Annotated in this window: 15 protein-coding genes; 9 read left to right on the top strand and 6 right to left on the bottom strand. The window is 63.8% G+C overall.

Going from position 1 to position 17,377, the window contains the following annotated elements:
- Window positions 1-86 precede the first annotated feature (86 nt).
- Together GXY33_11690 and GXY33_11695 are read left to right on the top strand one after the other, a co-directional pair.
- The gene (locus GXY33_11690) at window positions 87-356 is read left to right on the top strand and encodes an Lrp/AsnC family transcriptional regulator (protein ID NLX05793.1); all 270 of its coding nucleotides are present in this window, start codon (window positions 87-89) and stop codon (window positions 354-356) included.
- An 89-nt stretch (window positions 357-445) separates the two neighbouring features.
- Window positions 446-1,444 (top strand): DnaJ domain-containing protein, encoded by a 999-nt coding sequence (locus GXY33_11695; GenBank protein ID NLX05794.1) that lies wholly within the window; start codon window positions 446-448, stop codon window positions 1,442-1,444.
- 101 nt (window positions 1,445-1,545) lie between these two features.
- On the opposite strand, the gene GXY33_11700 is transcribed toward GXY33_11695, so the two are convergent.
- From GXY33_11700 to GXY33_11715, 4 genes are all read right to left on the bottom strand, one after another.
- Window positions 1,546-2,433, bottom strand: a complete 888-nt coding sequence (locus GXY33_11700; GenBank protein NLX05795.1) for a hypothetical protein — start codon at window positions 2,431-2,433, stop codon at window positions 1,546-1,548.
- A 167-nt stretch (window positions 2,434-2,600) separates the two neighbouring features.
- Window positions 2,601-3,623, bottom strand: a complete 1,023-nt coding sequence (locus GXY33_11705; GenBank protein ID NLX05796.1) for a hypothetical protein — start codon at window positions 3,621-3,623, stop codon at window positions 2,601-2,603.
- Between the two features lie 124 nt (window positions 3,624-3,747).
- Entirely contained in the window at window positions 3,748-5,541 is a 1,794-nt protein-coding gene (locus GXY33_11710) for a homoserine O-acetyltransferase (GenBank protein NLX05797.1), read from the bottom strand.
- 11 nt (window positions 5,542-5,552) lie between these two features.
- Window positions 5,553-6,833 (bottom strand): O-acetylhomoserine aminocarboxypropyltransferase/cysteine synthase, encoded by a 1,281-nt coding sequence (locus GXY33_11715; GenBank protein NLX05798.1) that lies wholly within the window; start codon window positions 6,831-6,833, stop codon window positions 5,553-5,555.
- Window positions 6,834-7,094: 261 nt separating this feature from the next.
- Here GXY33_11715 and GXY33_11720 point away from each other — a divergent pair, with 261 nt between their 5' ends.
- From GXY33_11720 to GXY33_11750, 7 genes are all read left to right on the top strand, one after another.
- On the top strand, window positions 7,095-8,033 hold the full coding sequence (locus GXY33_11720) for a hypothetical protein (GenBank protein NLX05799.1): 939 nt from the start codon (window positions 7,095-7,097) through the stop codon (window positions 8,031-8,033).
- On the top strand, window positions 8,030-10,033 hold the full coding sequence (locus tag GXY33_11725) for a TonB-dependent receptor (protein ID NLX05800.1): 2,004 nt from the start codon (window positions 8,030-8,032) through the stop codon (window positions 10,031-10,033). Before GXY33_11720 ends, GXY33_11725 begins: the two co-directional genes overlap by 4 nt.
- A 132-nt stretch (window positions 10,034-10,165) precedes the next feature.
- Entirely contained in the window at window positions 10,166-11,170 is a 1,005-nt protein-coding gene (locus GXY33_11730; GenBank protein NLX05801.1) for a Gfo/Idh/MocA family oxidoreductase, read from the top strand.
- A gap of 58 nt (window positions 11,171-11,228) precedes the next feature.
- Complete coding sequence (locus tag GXY33_11735) at window positions 11,229-14,075, top strand: FAD-binding protein (protein ID NLX05802.1); 2,847 nt, start codon at window positions 11,229-11,231, stop codon at window positions 14,073-14,075.
- Window positions 14,076-14,156: 81 nt separating this feature from the next.
- Window positions 14,157-14,432: a nucleotidyltransferase domain-containing protein gene (locus tag GXY33_11740; protein NLX05803.1), complete on the top strand. Its 276-nt coding sequence runs from the start codon at window positions 14,157-14,159 to the stop codon at window positions 14,430-14,432.
- The gene (locus GXY33_11745) at window positions 14,419-14,838 is read left to right on the top strand and encodes a HEPN domain-containing protein (protein NLX05804.1); all 420 of its coding nucleotides are present in this window, start codon (window positions 14,419-14,421) and stop codon (window positions 14,836-14,838) included. Before GXY33_11740 ends, GXY33_11745 begins: the two co-directional genes overlap by 14 nt.
- An 89-nt stretch (window positions 14,839-14,927) precedes the next feature.
- Window positions 14,928-15,737 (top strand): sugar phosphate isomerase/epimerase, encoded by an 810-nt coding sequence (locus GXY33_11750; GenBank protein ID NLX05805.1) that lies wholly within the window; start codon window positions 14,928-14,930, stop codon window positions 15,735-15,737.
- A 69-nt stretch (window positions 15,738-15,806) separates the two neighbouring features.
- Here the strand turns inward: GXY33_11750 and GXY33_11755 are convergent, their stop codons facing one another.
- The gene (locus tag GXY33_11755; GenBank protein ID NLX05806.1) at window positions 15,807-16,655 is read right to left on the bottom strand and encodes a site-specific DNA-methyltransferase; all 849 of its coding nucleotides are present in this window, start codon (window positions 16,653-16,655) and stop codon (window positions 15,807-15,809) included.
- A gap of 4 nt (window positions 16,656-16,659) precedes the next feature.
- The gene (locus GXY33_11760) at window positions 16,660-17,307 is read right to left on the bottom strand and encodes a hypothetical protein (protein ID NLX05807.1); all 648 of its coding nucleotides are present in this window, start codon (window positions 17,305-17,307) and stop codon (window positions 16,660-16,662) included.
- Window positions 17,308-17,377: the final 70 nt, after the last annotated feature.

The raw sequence follows: 17,377 nt of genomic DNA on the forward strand, positions 1-17,377 counted from the left end.
CAACCAAACCGGATCGAGCAGTCGTTGACCCTCGCCGGCACGCCGGGTAGACTGGGGCCAAAACACAATCGACGGAGGATGCGGACATGGTGACGGCGATCATTATGGTCAACGTGCGGCGAGACGCGGTCAACGAGACGGCACAGAAGATCCTCGAAATGGAAGGGGTCTCCGAGGTCTACTCGGTGGGCGGCGAATGGGATCTGGTGGTGATGGTGCGGGCCAAATCCAACGAGCAGCTCGCCGACGTCGTGACCAGCCGCATGCTCAAACTCGACGCGATCACCAAGACCACCACCATGATCGCGTTCCGAACCTACAGCCAGTACGACCTGGAACGGATGTTCAGCATGTAAGGCAAGCCGTCCGCGGAGGCGGCGTCCCGTGTTGTCTGCGGGGGCGGCCGTTCGTATAATGGCCGTAGACGCGAAGGGAGCAGCGAACGATGCCGGCACGAGACTACTACGACATCCTCGGAATCTCGCGAAAGGCGAGCCAGGAGGAGATCAAAAAGGCCTACCGACAACTCGCCCGGAAATACCACCCGGACGTCAGCAAGGAAGCGGACGCAGCCGCCAAATTCAAAGAGGTCCAGGAAGCCTACGACGTGCTGTCCGACCCGCAGAAACGGACGGCCTACGACCAGTTCGGCCACGCCGGCGTGGGTATGGGCGCCGGCGCCGCCTCCGATCGCTCCGAACGGTGGAGCTACGGGCCGGGCGGCGCGAAGGTCTACACCTGGACCAACGAAGGCCGGCCGGGCGAACCGGATTTCGACATGAACGATCTATTCGGCGACCTGTTCAGCGGCGCCGCGAGGACCGACCGGTGGACCCGCGGACGGGGCCGGGCTCGTCCACGTCCCGAAACGGCCCGAGGAACCGACGTTGAGCACCAGGTAACGTTGGCCTTCGAACAGGCCGTCTGGGGCACCAAGATGCGGCTCTCGCTCCAGCAGCCCAACGAACAGGGTCAGGTGCACTCCGAGACGATCGAGGTCAAGATCCCGCCGGGCGTCACCAACGGCAGCAAGGTCCGCGTCAAGGGCAAGGGTAATCCCGGTTTCGCCGGCGGCGCTCCGGGCGACCTGTACATCACCGTCAACGTCACCCCGCATCCCTACTTCCGCCGCGAAGGGAACGACATCTACGTGGACGTACCGGTGACGGTGGCTGAGGCGATCCGCGGAGCCCGGGTCACCATTCCCACCATCGACGGGCCGACCGTGCTGACCATTCCGCCGGGCGCCAGCGGCGGTCAGAAACTGCGGCTGCGCGGCAAGGGCGCGCCGAATCCCAAGAAGCCCGAACAGGAACGGGGCGACCAGTACGTGGTGCTCAAGGTCGTCGTGCCCAAGGAACCGCCGGAAGGGCTGGACGAGGCGCTGGACAAGTTGCAGGAAGCCACCGGCGACCCGAGGGAAGGACTGGGATGGCGGCTGTAGGCTGCGCCGCCTTCTGCTTCCGTCGACGCCGAATAGCGAACGCATAAACCAACGGAGCGGCACGCGGCCGCTCCGTCTTCTGTTGGTATAGACTCGCTCGCCTACCAGAGCCAATCCGGCTCGGCCGGCGCTTGATCCGCTGGAGGCGGAGGAGGCGGCGTCTGGTTGCGAGGACGATCCCAGCCACGATTGTCAAACCCGCGCCCTCGTCCCTGCCCAGGCCCGAACCGCTCGTGCCGCGGACCAGGACGATCCGACCAGCCGGAACCCTGCGGCGGTCCGCCTCGACCCTCCCAGCGCGGCCCACGGTCCATGCCCTGCTCCTGGACCACTTCGCAGACCTTGTCGCGGAGCAAACCGAACTCCTCCGGTGTCAGAATCTGGCGGATCTGCTCGACGGCCTGTTCCATCACCTGGCGGCGAGCCTGGCGGTCGCCGCGATCGACGGAACGGAACTGCTCACGGAGACCGCGGACGATGTCCAGAACCTGTTCCTTCTTCTCCTGCGGCAGATCGGTCCGATCGAGGGCCGGCTCGATCACGCCCGGCCGGAGCATCATGCCCGCTCCGGCGCCGGGCCGCCCGCCCATCGGCCCTTGCCCACGCCCACTCCGCCCGCCGGCGCGCCGCATCTGCATCCGCTCGAGCCGCTCGCGCTGCTCGGGCGTAAGCACCTGATCGACCTCGGCCCGAAACGCCCGGGTCTTCTCGTTAAGCTGATTGGTCAGTTCCTCGACCTGCTGGAAATAGTCGCGGGCAAGTTCCCGATAGCGGGCCGTCTGGTCCTCCGTCATCTCCAGGGCGCGCGGAGCCATCCGAAGACGCTGGGCGATCAGGTTCTTGAGCCCTTCGCCCACTCCCGCCTTCTCCCGGGCCGTCGTCGGCGCCCGGGCCGGCTCGCCCGCCGTTTCCGACTGCGCCAGAATACGACTTCCCGCCGCAAGCACCAGAACGCCGCAGATTGATGCTGCAATGATCGAACGTCTCATGGCCTGTCCTCCTGAACCGAGTTTCGTATTCACCGTCCGGAGCTACAAACGGATGAGCCCAGCGGTTATTGCACCGGCGGTGAACCAACAAAAAGAGCGGCGCAAGCCGCTCCTTTTGACGGAGTTACCGGTATCAAAAAGCTCCGGTGCTTTTCACCGGTCTTCGATTATTCCCGCATATTCTCCTGGTCTTCCCAGTCCCACCAGTTCTCGCCCTGATCCTGTTCCTGAGACTCGCGGTAGTCGTAGCCGTCCTGATCGAACCCGAAATCGCCCCCTTGCGGCCCGCCCGGAGCATACTGACGTTGGCGGTACTGGCCCGAGGGCCCGCGCTGATCCTGGAACTGCCCGGGCCGCCCTCGCTGCTGGGTCTGACGGAAGTCGCGGCCGCCGGGCCCGCGACCGGCATACTGCTGCTGCCGCTCCAACCGAGAAGCCGTCTGCTGGAACTGCTGGAGTTCCTGCTCGTCAAGTACCTCGCGGATCTGGTCCATCATGTCCTGCTGGGCCGTCATCCGCTGCTGACATTCCTGTCGCATGTACTGGTGATACTTCTGGCGCGACTGGTCCAGGATATCGCGAACCTGCTGCTGCTTGTCCGGCGGCAGATCGACGCGGCGCAGGGTCTGCGCGATGGTCCGCGGGCCGTAGTCGAAGCGGGCCTCGGCCCCGCCGGGCATGGCGACGGCGAAGAAGCTCAGCCGCATGTTCTGAATGCGTTGGCGCGTCGGATCGTCCTGGGCAAGGTTGGCCAACTGCGTTCTCAACTCATTGGTCGCCTGATCGATCTGACTGACCAGACTGCGAATACGCTCCATGTGGGTCTGCCGAAGACTCTGGAACTGATTGCGCTGTTCCTCGTTGAGGTTCAGCCGCTCCGGCAGCCGGTCGAGGCGGCTCTGATAGCGTTCCACCAGCCTCTGGCTGGTCTGCTGATCCCGTGGTTGAGCCTGCGCCTGCGGTTGGGCCTGTTGCTGATCCTGCTGCTGAGCCGCCTGTCTCGCGATTGGCGATTCGCCTTGCGGCTGCTCCTGTGGGGTCTGTTCCTGAGCCTGCTGGCCTTGCTGAGCCTGCTGTTCCTGTGGTTGGTTCGGGTCCTCGGTGGTCCCCTGCTGCTGGGCGATCACCAGCGAACCGATGAGCAGACCGACCATTCCGGCGCAAACCAGGATTATGCTGAGACGTCCCATGATCGACTCCTCCCCAATGGCATGTGCTCCTGTGCGGACGGGAACATCCCGTCTTCCCCCGCAATCGGACGGTGTACGTTGCGTTCCTGCGAATCCAAGCGACGCTGACTCGCCGATCCGGCGGTCAGCCACCCCTGTTATCGGTTATTATATAGATGGCCTGGGCGGTCCGCAAGTTCAAAAGGGGCCCGCGGATCTCGCGCCCGCACCCGTCCAGGCACACTCGCCCGACCGTCGTGACGCCCATCAAGTTGCAGAAGTCTTCGAAATCGCGGAGCGAGAGAAACCGAATGCGCTCGGTGTCGTACCAGGTGTTCGGCAGCGAGGCGGTCTGCGGCGCGACGCCGCAGCCCGCGAGGCGCCAGCGGGCCTGCCAGTGGGCGAAGTTGGGAAAACTGATGATGGCGTAACGCCCGATCCGCAGCATCTCTCGCAGGACCAATTGAGGGTTGCGGACTTCCGGCAGGGTCTGCGAGAGCACCACGTAATCGAAACTGCGGTCGGCAAACTCCGGCAGCCCTCGGTCCAGGTCGTGCTGGATCGCGGTCAGCCCGCGGCCGACCGCCTCCAGAACGCGCGGCTGTTTGATCTCGACGCCGCACGTGCGCACGCCGCGGTCGATCGCAAGCAGTTGGAGCAGCCGGCCGTCACCGCAGCCGAGGTCCAGGACGGCCGAACCCGGCTCCACGAGGCGCTCGATCACCGGAAAGTCCGGCCGACGACCGATCAGTTCCCGTTCGCTCTGCCCGTTCTGGGCGAACGGCAGAACGGCCCGACCGCTACGGACCCGCCGGAGCGTCGAGCCAAGAAACCCTCGCAGCAGACCGCCGAGCGTCTCGGGCTCCAGGAGAAACGCATCGTGGCCGTACGGCGACTCGATGTTGCAGTACGTCACGTCGCGGCCGCCGGCCAGCAGAGCCCGCACCATCTCCTGCGACTGCTCCGGCGGAAACAGCCAGTCGCTGGTAAAGCTGCCGATCAGAAACCGGCAGCGCGTGCGGGCGAACGCCTCACGCAGCGAACCGTACAGCCCGGCCAGATCGAAATAGTCCATCGCCTTGGTGATGTAGAGGTAGCTCTTGGCGTCGAACCGCTCGACAAACCGCTGGCCCTGATAGTCCAGATAGGTCTCAACCGCGAACTCGCTGTCGAAGTCGTACCGATACTTTTCCGCGTGGCGCAGCGCCCGGCCGAACTTGTCGTCCATTGACCGCTCGGAAAGGTACGTGATGTGCCCGATCATCCGCGCGATGGCCAGACCCTCTCGCGAAGCGGCGCCCTTGGCGCAGTCGCCGTCGCGGAACCGGGCGTCGGCCATGATGGCGTGACGCCCCACCGCGTTAAACGCGATCGCCTGAGCTGAGAGACACGCCGTCGTCGCCACCGGAATCGCCGACACGACCACATCCGGAAAGCGCGTAGCCCATTCGAGTACCTGCATCCCGCCCATCGATCCGCCGACCACCGCCAGCAGCCTCTCCAGCCCCAGATGATCCGCCAACGCCTTCTGGACGCGAACCATATCCGCGATGGTCACCACGGGAAAATCCAACCCCCACGGTTCGCCCGTCGCCGGATTGATCGAACACGGGCCGGTGGTGCCCTTGCAGCCGCCGAGGATATTCGAGCAGACCACGAAGTACCGGTCCGTATCGATCGGCTTACCCGGCCCGACCATTTCGTCCCACCAGCCGGGCTTGCGGTCCTCGGGACTGTGCCGGCCGGCCACGTGGGCATCACCCGAAAGGGCGTGACAGATCCAGACCGCGTTGTCCTTGCCCTCCGACAACCGGCCGTACGTTTCGTAGGCCACCTGGATCGGGCCCAGCCGCCGCCCGCAGTCCAACTGCAACTCGTTGGGCGGCACGAAAAGCTCGACCGTCTGCGTCTCGACAATGCCGATCGATCCGTCCGTCATAGTCCCTCCCGCTAGCCCTTCGCAGCCGCGGTCAGCGCCTGGTCCAGGTCGGCGATGATGTCGTCAACGTCCTCCGTTCCCACCGAGATGCGAACGAAGTCGTCGCTGACCCCAGCCGCCCGCCGCTCATCCGCCGAAAGCTGCTGATGCGTTGTGCTGGCCGGGTGGATCACCAGCGTCTTGCTGTCACCGATGTTCGCCAGGTGCGAACAGAGCCGCACCGACTCGATGAACCGCACCGCTGCGTTGTACCCGCCCTCAACGCCGAAACCGAACAGGGCGCTCCAGCCGCCGAAGTACCGCTTGGACCGCTCGTGGCTGGGATGTCCGCCGAGCGACCCCGAATTCACCCACGCCACCCGCCGATCGTCGGCCAGCCACTTCGCAACGGCCTCGGCGTTCCGGCTGTGCTGCGGCATCCGAAGGTGCAGCGTCTCAAGCCCCTGTAGAAACAGCCATGCGTTGAACGGCGAGAGACACGCCCCGTAGTCGCGCAGAATCTGGCACCGGGCCTTGGCCAGATACGCCGCCGCGCCGAACCGCTCCAGGTAGCGCAGCCCGTGATAGCTCTCATCCGGTTCGGTTAACTCGGGGAACTTCCCGTTGCCCCAGTCAAATCGCCCCGAATCGACGATCATGCCGCCAATGCTCGTCCCGTGACCGCCGATGAACTTCGTGCAACTGTACACGGCCAGATCGACGCCATGCTCGAACGGACGGAACAGAATCGGAGTCATCACCGTGTTGTCACAGACCAGCGGCACGCCCGCCTTGTGGGCGATCTCCGCCAGGCGTTGGAAATCCGGCACGTCATTGCTCGGATTGCCCACGCTCTCGACAAAAACCAGACGCGTCCGGTCCCGGATCGCCCGACCGAACGCCTCGGTGTCGGTTGGCTCTACAAAAGTGGTTTCAATGCCGAGCCGGCGAAGCGTGTGAGCGAACAGGGTAACCGTCCCGCCATACAGGGCGCTCGAGACGACGACGTGGTCACCCGCACCGGCAATGTTGAGCACCACCGCGCTGATCGCAGCCATGCCGGAACTGAAAGCCAGCCCGCCGATCCCGCCATCCAGATCGGCCATCCGCTTCTCCAACACGTCCACCGTCGGGTTCCCGATCCGGCTGTAGATGAACCCCTCCCGCTCCAGCCCGAACAGACCGGCCGCGTGGTTCGGGTCGTCGAACAGGTAGCTGGTCGTCTGCGAAATCGGAACCGCCCGTTCGCCCGACCCGCCCGGCCTTTGGCCGCTATGAATGCACTTCGTTGATACATTATAATTATCAGCCATGCAAAAGACCCTCCTTGCCAAATACCCTCGCATCGCCTTCACTATATTGAATTTTTATTCACCGTCAAGCGTTTTCTTGCGGTCATCTTAAGCCCCGTCATCGCTCACAGCAGCAGTTTCAGTGCCGCAATGGCTGAACCGATACTTTCGAAAGAACGGCAGAGCATATACATCACGACAAGCAACAAGGGCTGCCCTGCCGGTCACCCGACCGGCCGGTAGCACGATGACAACCGAATCAGACAGACGGATTACCGCTTGATGAAGTGGTCTTGTTTGGTGCTGATAACATGCTGTGTGACGGCTTGGGCGGCGGATACCCAACCGGCAGAACCCCGACGGGTGACCCTCGTCACCACGCCCCACCCCACCTACTTGTCCGCAGCCAAGGTCATCGAGGAGTCCCTGGCCAAATCGGGCGTGCATCTGTCTCGTCTGGAACTCAAGGAAAAGACTCCCCAATTCGCCCGAGAGTTGCGTAAAACCAACCCCGATCTGATCATCACGGTCGGCTCCATCGCCACCGAAACGGTTCTCACGGATGGTCCCAACGTGCCGGTGGTTCACTCGATGGTGCCGAATGCAGCCGACCTGGTTCTGCCCAATGAAAACGACCAGGCAACCAAACGAACGACGGGCGTGACGACCGACGTCTCACCGACCGACCAACTCGCATGGATCGCCATGCTGGCCCCGGAAGTCCGGACGATCGGCCTTCCGTACAGCGACAACACCGCCCAAACGATGCGTGCTTTGCAGGCCGAGGCCAAGGTGAAGAACCTAGTCGTCGTGCCGATCCCATCGCAAAAGGACGAATTCTCGAAAACCCTCAAAACGCTCTCGGAAAGGAACTGCCAAGCCGTCCTGATGCTGCCGGACGCCGGAGTCTACAACTCGCCCAACGTCCAGGCCCTGCTGCTGTGGGGCCTGCGACAGAAACGGCCGGTCTGGTCGTTTTCACCGAACATCGTCAAGGCCGGAGCCTTCGGGGCCCAGTACAGCGACACCGACGAGGTGGCCCGACAAACAGCCGAACTGGTGATGCACATCCTGGCGGGTCATGACCTCGCCAAGCTGAACCTGCAGTACGCCAACAGCATCCACACCGCGATCAACATCCGCACCGCCGCCATGATCGGACTGCCGGTTGGCGAAGAGACGCTTGAGAAAGTGGATGAGCGGTTTGGAGACAAGCAGTGAGGCGTCGACAGTCTGGAAATCTCTCATATTGGAGGCTGTGCGTCGGGCTGGCGGCGGCGATTGCCCTCGTGCCGACGATGCGGATCAACGCCCAGGATCTTGCCGCGACCGAAGAGGTGCTCGAGGACATTGACCTGTTGAGTCTCGAAGTGCCGGTGGTCGTCACCGGCGCGACCCGTCGAGCCCAGAAGATCGAGGACCTGCCCTACGCCGTGACCGTGCTTACCGAAGAGGATATCCGAAGCTCAGGGGCCGACCGGATTGCCGACCTGTTCCGGCTGGTGCCCGGCGTGGACGTTGGCAGCGTGCTGTACGGATGGAACGTCGTCTCGCCGCGCGGCTTCTACTCGATGACCTCCGACCAGGGCTTGGTGCTGGTGGACGGACGCAGAATCTACGAGCCTGTTCTCGGCGGAACCGACTGGAGTTGCTGGCCTTTCCTGCTTGAGGACATCGAGCGGATCGAGGTCGTCCGTGGACCGGCCGCGGTAAGCTGGGGAAGCGGAGCGACCGACGGGCTGATCAATATCGTCACCAAGGACCCGGTCGACCAACTCGGTCTGACCGTCCGCGGTCGAGGCGGCTCGCGCGGCACCAATCAGGAATACCTTGGATACGGCTTTACCGAAGGCAAGCTGCGGATGCGGGTCTCCGGAAGCCACCAGGGCACCGACGGATACCTGGACGGCGGCCTCTGGAGCGTCCAGGACGACTCGAAGATCGGCCATCTGAGCCTCTACGGCATCTACGACGTCGACGCCAATGACACCATCATCTTCTCGGGCGGCAGTTCCATCGTGGACGGGCTCTACTCGCCCAACCCGATTGTCCTGATGGGCCGGACCAACCCCAATTGCCAGTCCAACTACCTGATGACCCGATGGCAGCACCAGGTCGCCGAGGACAACCGCTTCGAACTGACCGGGTTTTTCAACGACTTCTTCCAGGACACCGGCATGCCGATGATCCAGTACCGATATCAGCAGTTCGGACTGGAGTTCACCCACTCATTCAAGCCGGCTGATCACCATACCCTGACCTGGGGCGTCGACACCCACGCCGATATCACCGATGCCGGCGACGCTTACCCTCAGTTCCTGCGCAAAGATTTCGTGGGCACCGGCAACATCGGCGTCTACGTCCAGGACGAGTGGCAATTCGCCCCCAAATGGTCGCTGGACCTCGGCGGACGGATCGACTACGAGTTCTACGGCGGATGGGAACCCAGCGCTCGCGCCGCCATCTCGTATAAGCCGACCGATAAGTCAATGATCTATGGCGCCGTCTCCAGGGCATTCCTAATGCCGCCGGCCGCCGGACGGTTCGTGGACTTCCCGATGATGCTGTGCCTCGGACGGACGGTCGCCCTCCCCGACCTCGATACCACCACGCTGATGGCCTACGAGATCGGATACCGCCAGACATTCTTCGACAAGCTCAAGACCAGCCTGACCCTCTACTGGCACGAGTACAACGACATCTTCGGCTCGACCACCGACTTCGCCAAGGAGAACCAGCCGCTGGTCGACTCCCGATACCACAATTTGGGCGGGTCATCGATCTACGGCATTGAGCTCGAAGCCGAGTACCCGATCACCGACAAACTCCTGCTCCTGGGCAACTACACCTACCAGGAAATCGACTGGCGGGGCTCCACCCCCTTCGTCGGCGCCATGGACGCTCCGACGCCGCCCGAACACAAGTTCATGGTCGGCGCCCGCTACAGCCCGCACGACGACTGGCACTTCTCCGGCCACTTCTACTACACGGATTCGACGTTCGCCAGCAACCCGAATATCCCGATCGCCCCGCAACGGATCGATTCCTATTTCCGCCTCGACCTGCGGGCTGAGCATGAATTCTGGAACGATCGCGGCTGGATCGCGGTCGGCGTCAGCAACCTGCTGGACCCGGCCCATCCCGAAGCCACCTCCATCTTCACGACCCAGGCCCAGGTCCCCCGGATGGTCTACGGCGAGATCCGCATCAACTTTAACTAGGCGTCGCACACGCCGATCCGTCACCCGAGCGGGCCCTCCTTTCTTGTTTCTTCAGCCGGATCCGCTTGCCCCGCCGCCCGCCAATCCTCATAATAGTGGCGTTTTCCCAGTTTCTTTTATAAGGTGGACGTCATGGCCAAGCAGGTTCTGGTAGTCGGCGGCGGATCGATCGGCGAGCGGCACGCGCGGTGCTTCGGCAAGGTGGACGGCGTGGCCGTCAGCATGTGCGAAATCAACCCGCAGCTTCTCGAACAACTCAACGCGAAGTACGCCTTCGAGCGGACGTTCACCAACTGGGACGACGTGCCACTGGGCGACTTCGACGTCGCGGTGATCTGCACGCCCGCCAACTTCCATCTGCCGATGGTCAGCCGAGCCCTCGAATGCGGCTGCCACGTGCTGTGCGAAAAGCCCCTGGCCGTCGACCCGCAAGGGGCTGACGAGGTGATCGAACAGGCCAAACGTTCCGGCCTGACCACCGCCGTCGCCTACGTCTGGCGCTGCAATGCGGCGACGCGGGCCCTCAAGGAAGTCATCGGCTCCGGACGGCTGGGGCCGATCAGGCAGGTGGTCGGCTTCTGGGGCCAGCATTTCCCCACGTTCCGACCGGCCTACGCCAAGGTCTACTACAAGGACCACAAGACCGGCGGCGGCGCGATCCAGGACGCCATCACCCACAACATTAACGCCATCGAGTGGATGCTGGGGCCGTCGCAGTCGGTCTACTGCGACGCCGACCACATGGTCCTGCCTGACGTCGAGGTCGAGGACACCGTGGCGATGACCCTGCGATTCCCGCAATCGGCGATCGGCGTGATGACCATCAACCAGTTCCAGAAGCCCAATCAGGGGTTCTACGAGTTCGTCGGCGTCGAGACCAGCGCGCGGTTCTGGTATCCGACCATGTCGGTCGAGGTCTTCGATCCGCAAACCCAGAAATGGGATGGCAAGGCGTATCCCATCCACGATCGGGACGAGATGTTCATCGCCCAAGCCGAGACGTTCCTGCGCTGCGTCGAGACGGGCGAACCGGTCCCGTGTACGCTGGAAGAGGGCCTAGCCACCCTTCGGACCATCCGCGCCGCCTTCCAGTCGTGGGAGACCGGCCGGGCGGTCAAGACCGGCAACTCCGCATAGGCCCCGGAACGAGCGGGCCAACCGCCTATAATTGACGTAACCGACGGCGGAGAGTCTGATGCACGTGATCAACAGCAAACCCGATGCCCGTCTGGTCGCGGGCAAGCTCAAGGGCTTGCTGCGCGGCCAGGTCCTGGCCGACCGGGCCAGCCAACTGCTCTACAGCACCGACGCCAGCATCTACCGCGTCGTCCCGCTGGTGGTGGTTCAGCCGGTCGACGCCGACGACGTGGCCCGAACCATGCTATTCGCCGCCGAGGCCCAGGTCCCTCTGGCCCCGCGCGGCGCTGGAACCGGCTTGGCCGGCGAGTCGCTGACCACCGGCATCGTCCTCGATTTCACCCGCCACATGACCGGACTGGCCGACAGCGACGACGAGAACACCGTGCGGGTTCAGCCGGGTACGATCCTGGACCGCGTCAACCAGACATACCAGCCGCGCGGCTGGCGATTCGGACCCGACCCGTCCAGCGCCTCGCGGGCCACCGTCGGCGGCAGCATCGGCAACAACGCCACCGGCGCCCATTCCCTCCGCTACGGCTACACCGATCAGCACGTCGAGCAGCTCGAAGTCGTCCTCTCGGACGGACGGCTGTTGACGCTCAGCGGGAATAGTGATGACGAACTGGCCCGACGGGCCTATCAACTCCTGGCCCCCAAAAAACACCAGATCGCCCAGCACTGGCCGAAAGTTCAGCGCAACCGCGCGGGTTACAACCTGCCCGGCACGCTGAGCAACGGCCACGCCGACCTGATCCGCCTGATCGCGGGCTCCGAAGGCACGTTGGCTGTGATCACCGCCGCGACGCTCAAGCTGGTCCCGGTCAAGAAGGTCAGCCTCCTCCTGCAGGCCAATTTCGACAGCCTCGACCTGATGGGCGAGGCGCTGCCGGACATCCTGAAATACGATCCATCCGCGGTCGAACTGATGGACGCCGCCCTCCTGGCGATGGCCAAGCAGGCCTATCCGTCGCTGACCTCGGTGCTGCCGGACGCCGCTGCGTCACTGCTGATCGAATTCGACGCGGACCAAAAGGACGACGCCGCCGGACGCCTGGAGGATTGCCGCCAACAGCTCGCCCAACGCTGCGGCAGCCATGCCCAGCTTCGACGCTTCGATGACCCAGCCGACCAGGCCCGCCAGTTCGAAGCCCGCAAACGCGCCGTCCCCCTCCTCTATCGCAAGGACCCGATCAACCAGCCGATCCCCGCCGTCGAGGACATCGCCATCCCGCCCGAAAAGATGGCCCAGTACGTCGCCGGCATGCAGCAGATCTTCCAGAAGCACGACCTCCAAGCCACCTACTACGCCCACGCCGGACCCGGTGAACTGCACATCCGACCCTACCTCGACCTGCGAACGCCCGAACACCGCAAGGTCCTCGCTCAACTCGCCCGTGAAGCCTATCAGTTGACCTGGCAGCTCGGCGGCACGATCAGCGGCGAACACGGCGTCGGCCTCCTGCGGGGCTGGGCCCTCCGCAAGCAGTACGGCCCGGTCTACGACCTGATGGCCGAGGTCAAAAAACTCTTCGACCCGCAGAACATCCTGAACCCCGGCAAGATCATCACCGAGGAAACCGACCTGCCGCTCGATGCGATCCGCGCCGAGGTCGCGCCGACCGCCAGGGCCTCGCAGAACGTCCTGGACTTCGGCGAACGCGACCTGTTCCGCATGGCCGACCTGTGCAACGGGTGCGGCGAGTGCAAGTCGTGCAGCGGCGACCAGCTCATGTGCCCGGTGTTCCGGGCCAGGAATGATGAGGCCCTCTCGCCTCGCGGCCGGGCGGCGATCCTCCGCGAGTACCTGGCCGGCAACCTGACCGACGAGGACCTCCAAAGCTATCCGGGCGACCTGAGCATGGACCTGTGCCTGCTCTGCGGCAACTGCGCCCGCGAGTGCCCCAGCGGCGTCGATACGCCCACGCTCGTCATCGAAGCCCGCGCCCGCCGCAACGCCGTCCGACGGCCCAAGCTCAGCCAGCGGTTCTTCGCCCACAGCGACAAGGTCATCGCCCTCGCCTCCAAATTCGGTCCCATCTCCGACCTGATGTCGCGAAACCCGCTGGTCAAACGAGTCTTCGAACTCGCCTTCAACGTGCATCCGGCCCGGTCGATGCCGCCGTTCGCCTCAGCCGGGTTCCTGTGGAAAATCCGCCGACTCGTCAAGAAGTACAAGGTGGAGAAACCCGTCCACCGCGCCGTCTGGTTCCTCGACCTGATGCCGCGATACCACGATCCAGCCCTCGCCGAAGCGTTCGTCCAGGTCTGCGCCAAGAACGGCATTGAGCTGGTCGTTCCGCCGCAGAAACCCTCCGGCATTACCGAACTGGTCTACGGCCACATCGACAGCGCCCGGCGAATGGCCCGATACAACCTCGACCATCTCAACGCCGCCCTCGCCGACGCCGAGATGATCCTGTGCCTTGAACCGACCGCCACGCTGTGCCTCAAGAAGGAATACGCCTACCTCGTCCGCAGCGGCAAGACCGTCACGGTGGCCGACGCGGCGAAGGACGCCACCGCTTTCCTGCTTGAACTGGCCCGCGAAGGCAGGCTCAACACCGACCTGACCGCCAAGCCGATGCACCTGGCCTATCACTGCCCGTGCCACACCCGCCTGCTGGGCCTCGAAAGCCCCGGCCGCGAACTGCTCGCGATGATCCCGGAACTGAAAGTCACCCCCCTTCCCGCCCAATGCTGCGGCCTCTCCGGGACTTTCGGCATGCAGGCCGACAAGTACGGCCTCTCGATGCAGATCGCCGAAACCCTCCGCGCCGCCGTCGAAACACTCCACCCCGACGCCACCGCCTCCGAATGCTCCACCTGCCGAATGCAGCTCCACCACCTCGCCAACCTCCCCAGCCGCCACCCCATCGAACTCCTCGCCCAGGCATACGGCTGATTTGACAAGATCAGGCGACCCGATTTATAATACTCATCCATGATTAGCGAGAGCATCCTTCAACAAGCGACCGATATCCTCGTGGAACGATTTGCCCCGCAGAGGATCATCCTGTTCGGCTCGCATGCCCGCGGCGACGCCGACGAGCGAAGTGACGCCGACATCCTGGTCATCTGCACGTTCTCGGGTAGCCGGCGGGCTGTGATGGTGGCCATGGATCGGGCCCTGCGCGGCTTGGGATTGGCCCGCGACATCATCGTTCTTTCGCCCGAGGAATTCGAGCGGGACCGCGACATCCCCGGAACCATCGCCAGACCCGCATCGCGCGAAGGCAGGACGCTCTATGAAAGAAACTGATCGGCAGCGCATGCGGAAGGTTGCGGAATGGCTGGCCTTTGCCGATGATGACATACGTCTTGCCCGACACGCAATGGCAATGGAGTCACCCGTGCCTTACCGCCTCGTCGCATACCACGCTCAGCAGTGCGCCGAGAAGCATCTCAAGGCGTTTCTCGTCTCCCGCAACGTCGACTTCCCGTACACGCACAACATTTCAACGCTGCTGGAGCTATGCACCCCACATACCGACTGGAGCGAAACGCTTGCGGAAGCGGAAGAATTGACGCCTCACGCCATCACCACCCGGTACCCCGGTCTCCATGATCAGGTCGGTCGCGATGACGTAACTCGCGCCATGGACCTTGCGGAACGTGTGCGAAAGGTGGTGCGAGAAGCACTGGGCGAGATGGGCAGGGAGTTCTGATTACTGTTGGCACAACCTGATCCGCTTCTTCCGGCTTCCTCACGGACGCAGCCTGCTCAAAACGGTTGGACCTAGCGAGAGGTGACTGAGTGCAGAACATTCTGAAGAAGGTCAGCTACCATGCCGTCTACGACGATTCGATTCTGGACGCGCTTCAGTTTGCGCGGCAGCATGGTTTTACCGGAGTCCAGGTGGCGGCGGAGACGCCGCATCTGGACGTCACGAACCTGACCGACGGCCAGTGCGCCGAAATCGCCGCGTTCTGCTGCGAACACAATCTGCGAACGACCTTGCACGGACCGGACTTCACCGCGTCGCTCTTTGCCACCAACCGCCTTCTGCGGGAAGGCCTGTTTGGCTACCTGAACTCGCTGATCCAAGCCGCCGAGAAGCTCGGCTGCCCCATCATCACGCTGCACGCGGGAGCACCTCCGAGCTTTGGCACATCCCCGCGTACGGGACGTTCGATCTCTGAAGCGGACGCCAAAACATTCCAGCGGGCATTGGAGGAGAACCTCCGTCGCCTGAGCGAAATGACCGGCGAGCGGGTAACCGTCTGCATCGAAAACTTCCAGCTCACACCCATGGCAACGGAGGCGCTCGAACCCTTTCTCGAACGCGGCGAGCTTGCGCTCTGCTGGGACCTGCCCAAGGCCCACGACGACCCGCATGTCCAGGCCTTCATGTGGCGGAACCTCAGCCGCATCCGCCAGGTCCACCTCCACGACGTCACCGACGGTTCCTCCCATCAGGTCATCGGCACAGGCTCGATGGACTTTGACGCCTATCTGCCCCGCTTGGCGCAAGCCGACGTCCTCGACTACTGCATCGAAGTCCGCCCACGGGAAAAAGCCCTCGAAAGCCTCGATAATCTCAAGCAACTCGTCCAGCGCCACTGACGATCCGTCTTCAAAGAGCCGCGACTGTGAGGGAGCGGGGCCTACCTACACATCGTCACCAACAAGCCGTCAACCCTCCCGCGCCAACCGTTTCCGCGCCAAAACCACCGCATCGGGATTCACGTCGCAGCCGACCCAGCGACGCTTCAGCCGCTTCGCCGCCACCAGCGCCGTCCCGCTCCCACAGAAGAAATCGGCCACCACGTCGCCCTCATTACTGCAACACCCGACAATCCGCTCCAACAGCTTCAGCGGCTTCTGATCCGGATACCCCTCCCGCTCGCGACCGACCGTGCTCAAAAACGGAATCTCCCAGACATCGGTGACCGCCGGACCGCGACGATCGAAGTACAGCCGCCCCTTCTTCGTCATCTTGTACGGCCGGCCCTCCTCGTCGTAATTCATGCCGTCCGTCCGATACTCACCCTCGCGAAGCTGATGAAACGTATGCTCGCCGAGCCGCTTGGCGTACGCCAGCACCGTCTGGTGCTTCCGCCCGAACCACTGCTTCGCCACGCCCCCCGTCCGGTAGCTCCAGATGATCTCGTTCATGAAATTCTCGGGCCCGAAGATCCGGTCCAGCATCACCTTCACGTAGTGCACCGTCCGGTAGTCCAGGTGCACGAACAAACTGCCGCGACGGGAAAGTACGCGGTGCATCGGCCGCAGCCGCGCCTCCAGAAACTCCAGATACCCATCCAAGCCGTCCCGCCACGAATCGCCGTAGTTCGCCCCGGACGCCCCGTTCCGCCGCGCCTGCGTGCAGAACGGCGGGTCGATGTAGATCAAATCGATCGCCTCATCACCGACACGCCCCAGCAGATCGGCGCAGTCGCAGCGGAAGACCGCGTTCGCGTGGCGGGAAATCTCCACCCGTTCGGGCAGCGGATCAGAAGATCGTGTGCTCCGCGCCGCCAAGGGTCTAGACCGGAATCAGGTCGGAAACGACCTTCACAAACGCATCGATGTGATCGACCATCATCGACAGCGGAAGGATCAGCAGCACCGTCCCCGAAACGAGCATGCCGACGGCTGAGAAACCCGGCTCGGTCTCCAACCCGGTCATCCGCCGCTCCAACGCCCGGCCCACCTGGTCGGAAAACTCCCGATCGCCCCCGTTGACGTTGACCGTCACGTTCCGCAACAGCCGAAACTCGCTGATCTCCAACTCGGCCCCGCGATCCGGAACCGCAAGCCGGTCCTCACCGTCCTGGCACCCAAGACCCAGCCCCTTCAGCGCCAACTCCAACTCGCGCCGAACCCGCTCCCGGTCGCAGTTGTACACCACCCATCCCGACCATTTCGACGGGGCAGCCAAAAAAACCACCGACACGCCGAACACCAACGCCAACGCCGCCCACAACACCCATCCCGCGCTCGAAAGCCACAGCACCGGCCACATCAGCACCGGGAAAAACACCAGCATCAGCCCCAGCCAGTCACGCCGGACGCTCACTACATGCACCCGCGACTGGCTGTTCACCAGCCCCAGAATGATGAAGTACAGCGCGACCGGGGCGATGTTCATCGCCACCTTCAGCACCAAGATCACCTCGCCGGCCGATTCCACTCCATCTCCTCCCTGACTGACCACATGGCAGGCCGCGATCCTCGACGGCCGCCCGCCACAAACGCAAACC

Source organism: Phycisphaerae bacterium (genome assembly GCA_012729815.1).
In the GTDB taxonomy this organism is placed as follows: domain Bacteria; phylum Planctomycetota; class Phycisphaerae; order JAAYCJ01; family JAAYCJ01; genus JAAYCJ01.

Coding starts and splice junctions, on each gene's coding strand:
- GXY33_11690 (NLX05793.1), top strand. CDS start 87: ATGGTGACGGCGATCATTATGGTCAACGTGCGGCGAGACGCGGTCAAC.
- GXY33_11695 (NLX05794.1), top strand. CDS start 446: ATGCCGGCACGAGACTACTACGACATCCTCGGAATCTCGCGAAAGGCG.
- GXY33_11700 (NLX05795.1), bottom strand. CDS start 2,433: ATGAGACGTTCGATCATTGCAGCATCAATCTGCGGCGTTCTGGTGCTT.
- GXY33_11705 (NLX05796.1), bottom strand. CDS start 3,623: ATGGGACGTCTCAGCATAATCCTGGTTTGCGCCGGAATGGTCGGTCTG.
- GXY33_11710 (NLX05797.1), bottom strand. CDS start 5,541: ATGACGGACGGATCGATCGGCATTGTCGAGACGCAGACGGTCGAGCTT.
- GXY33_11715 (NLX05798.1), bottom strand. CDS start 6,833: ATGGCTGATAATTATAATGTATCAACGAAGTGCATTCATAGCGGCCAA.
- GXY33_11720 (NLX05799.1), top strand. CDS start 7,095: ATGAAGTGGTCTTGTTTGGTGCTGATAACATGCTGTGTGACGGCTTGG.
- GXY33_11730 (NLX05801.1), top strand. CDS start 10,166: ATGGCCAAGCAGGTTCTGGTAGTCGGCGGCGGATCGATCGGCGAGCGG.
- GXY33_11735 (NLX05802.1), top strand. CDS start 11,229: ATGCACGTGATCAACAGCAAACCCGATGCCCGTCTGGTCGCGGGCAAG.
- GXY33_11745 (NLX05804.1), top strand. CDS start 14,419: ATGAAAGAAACTGATCGGCAGCGCATGCGGAAGGTTGCGGAATGGCTG.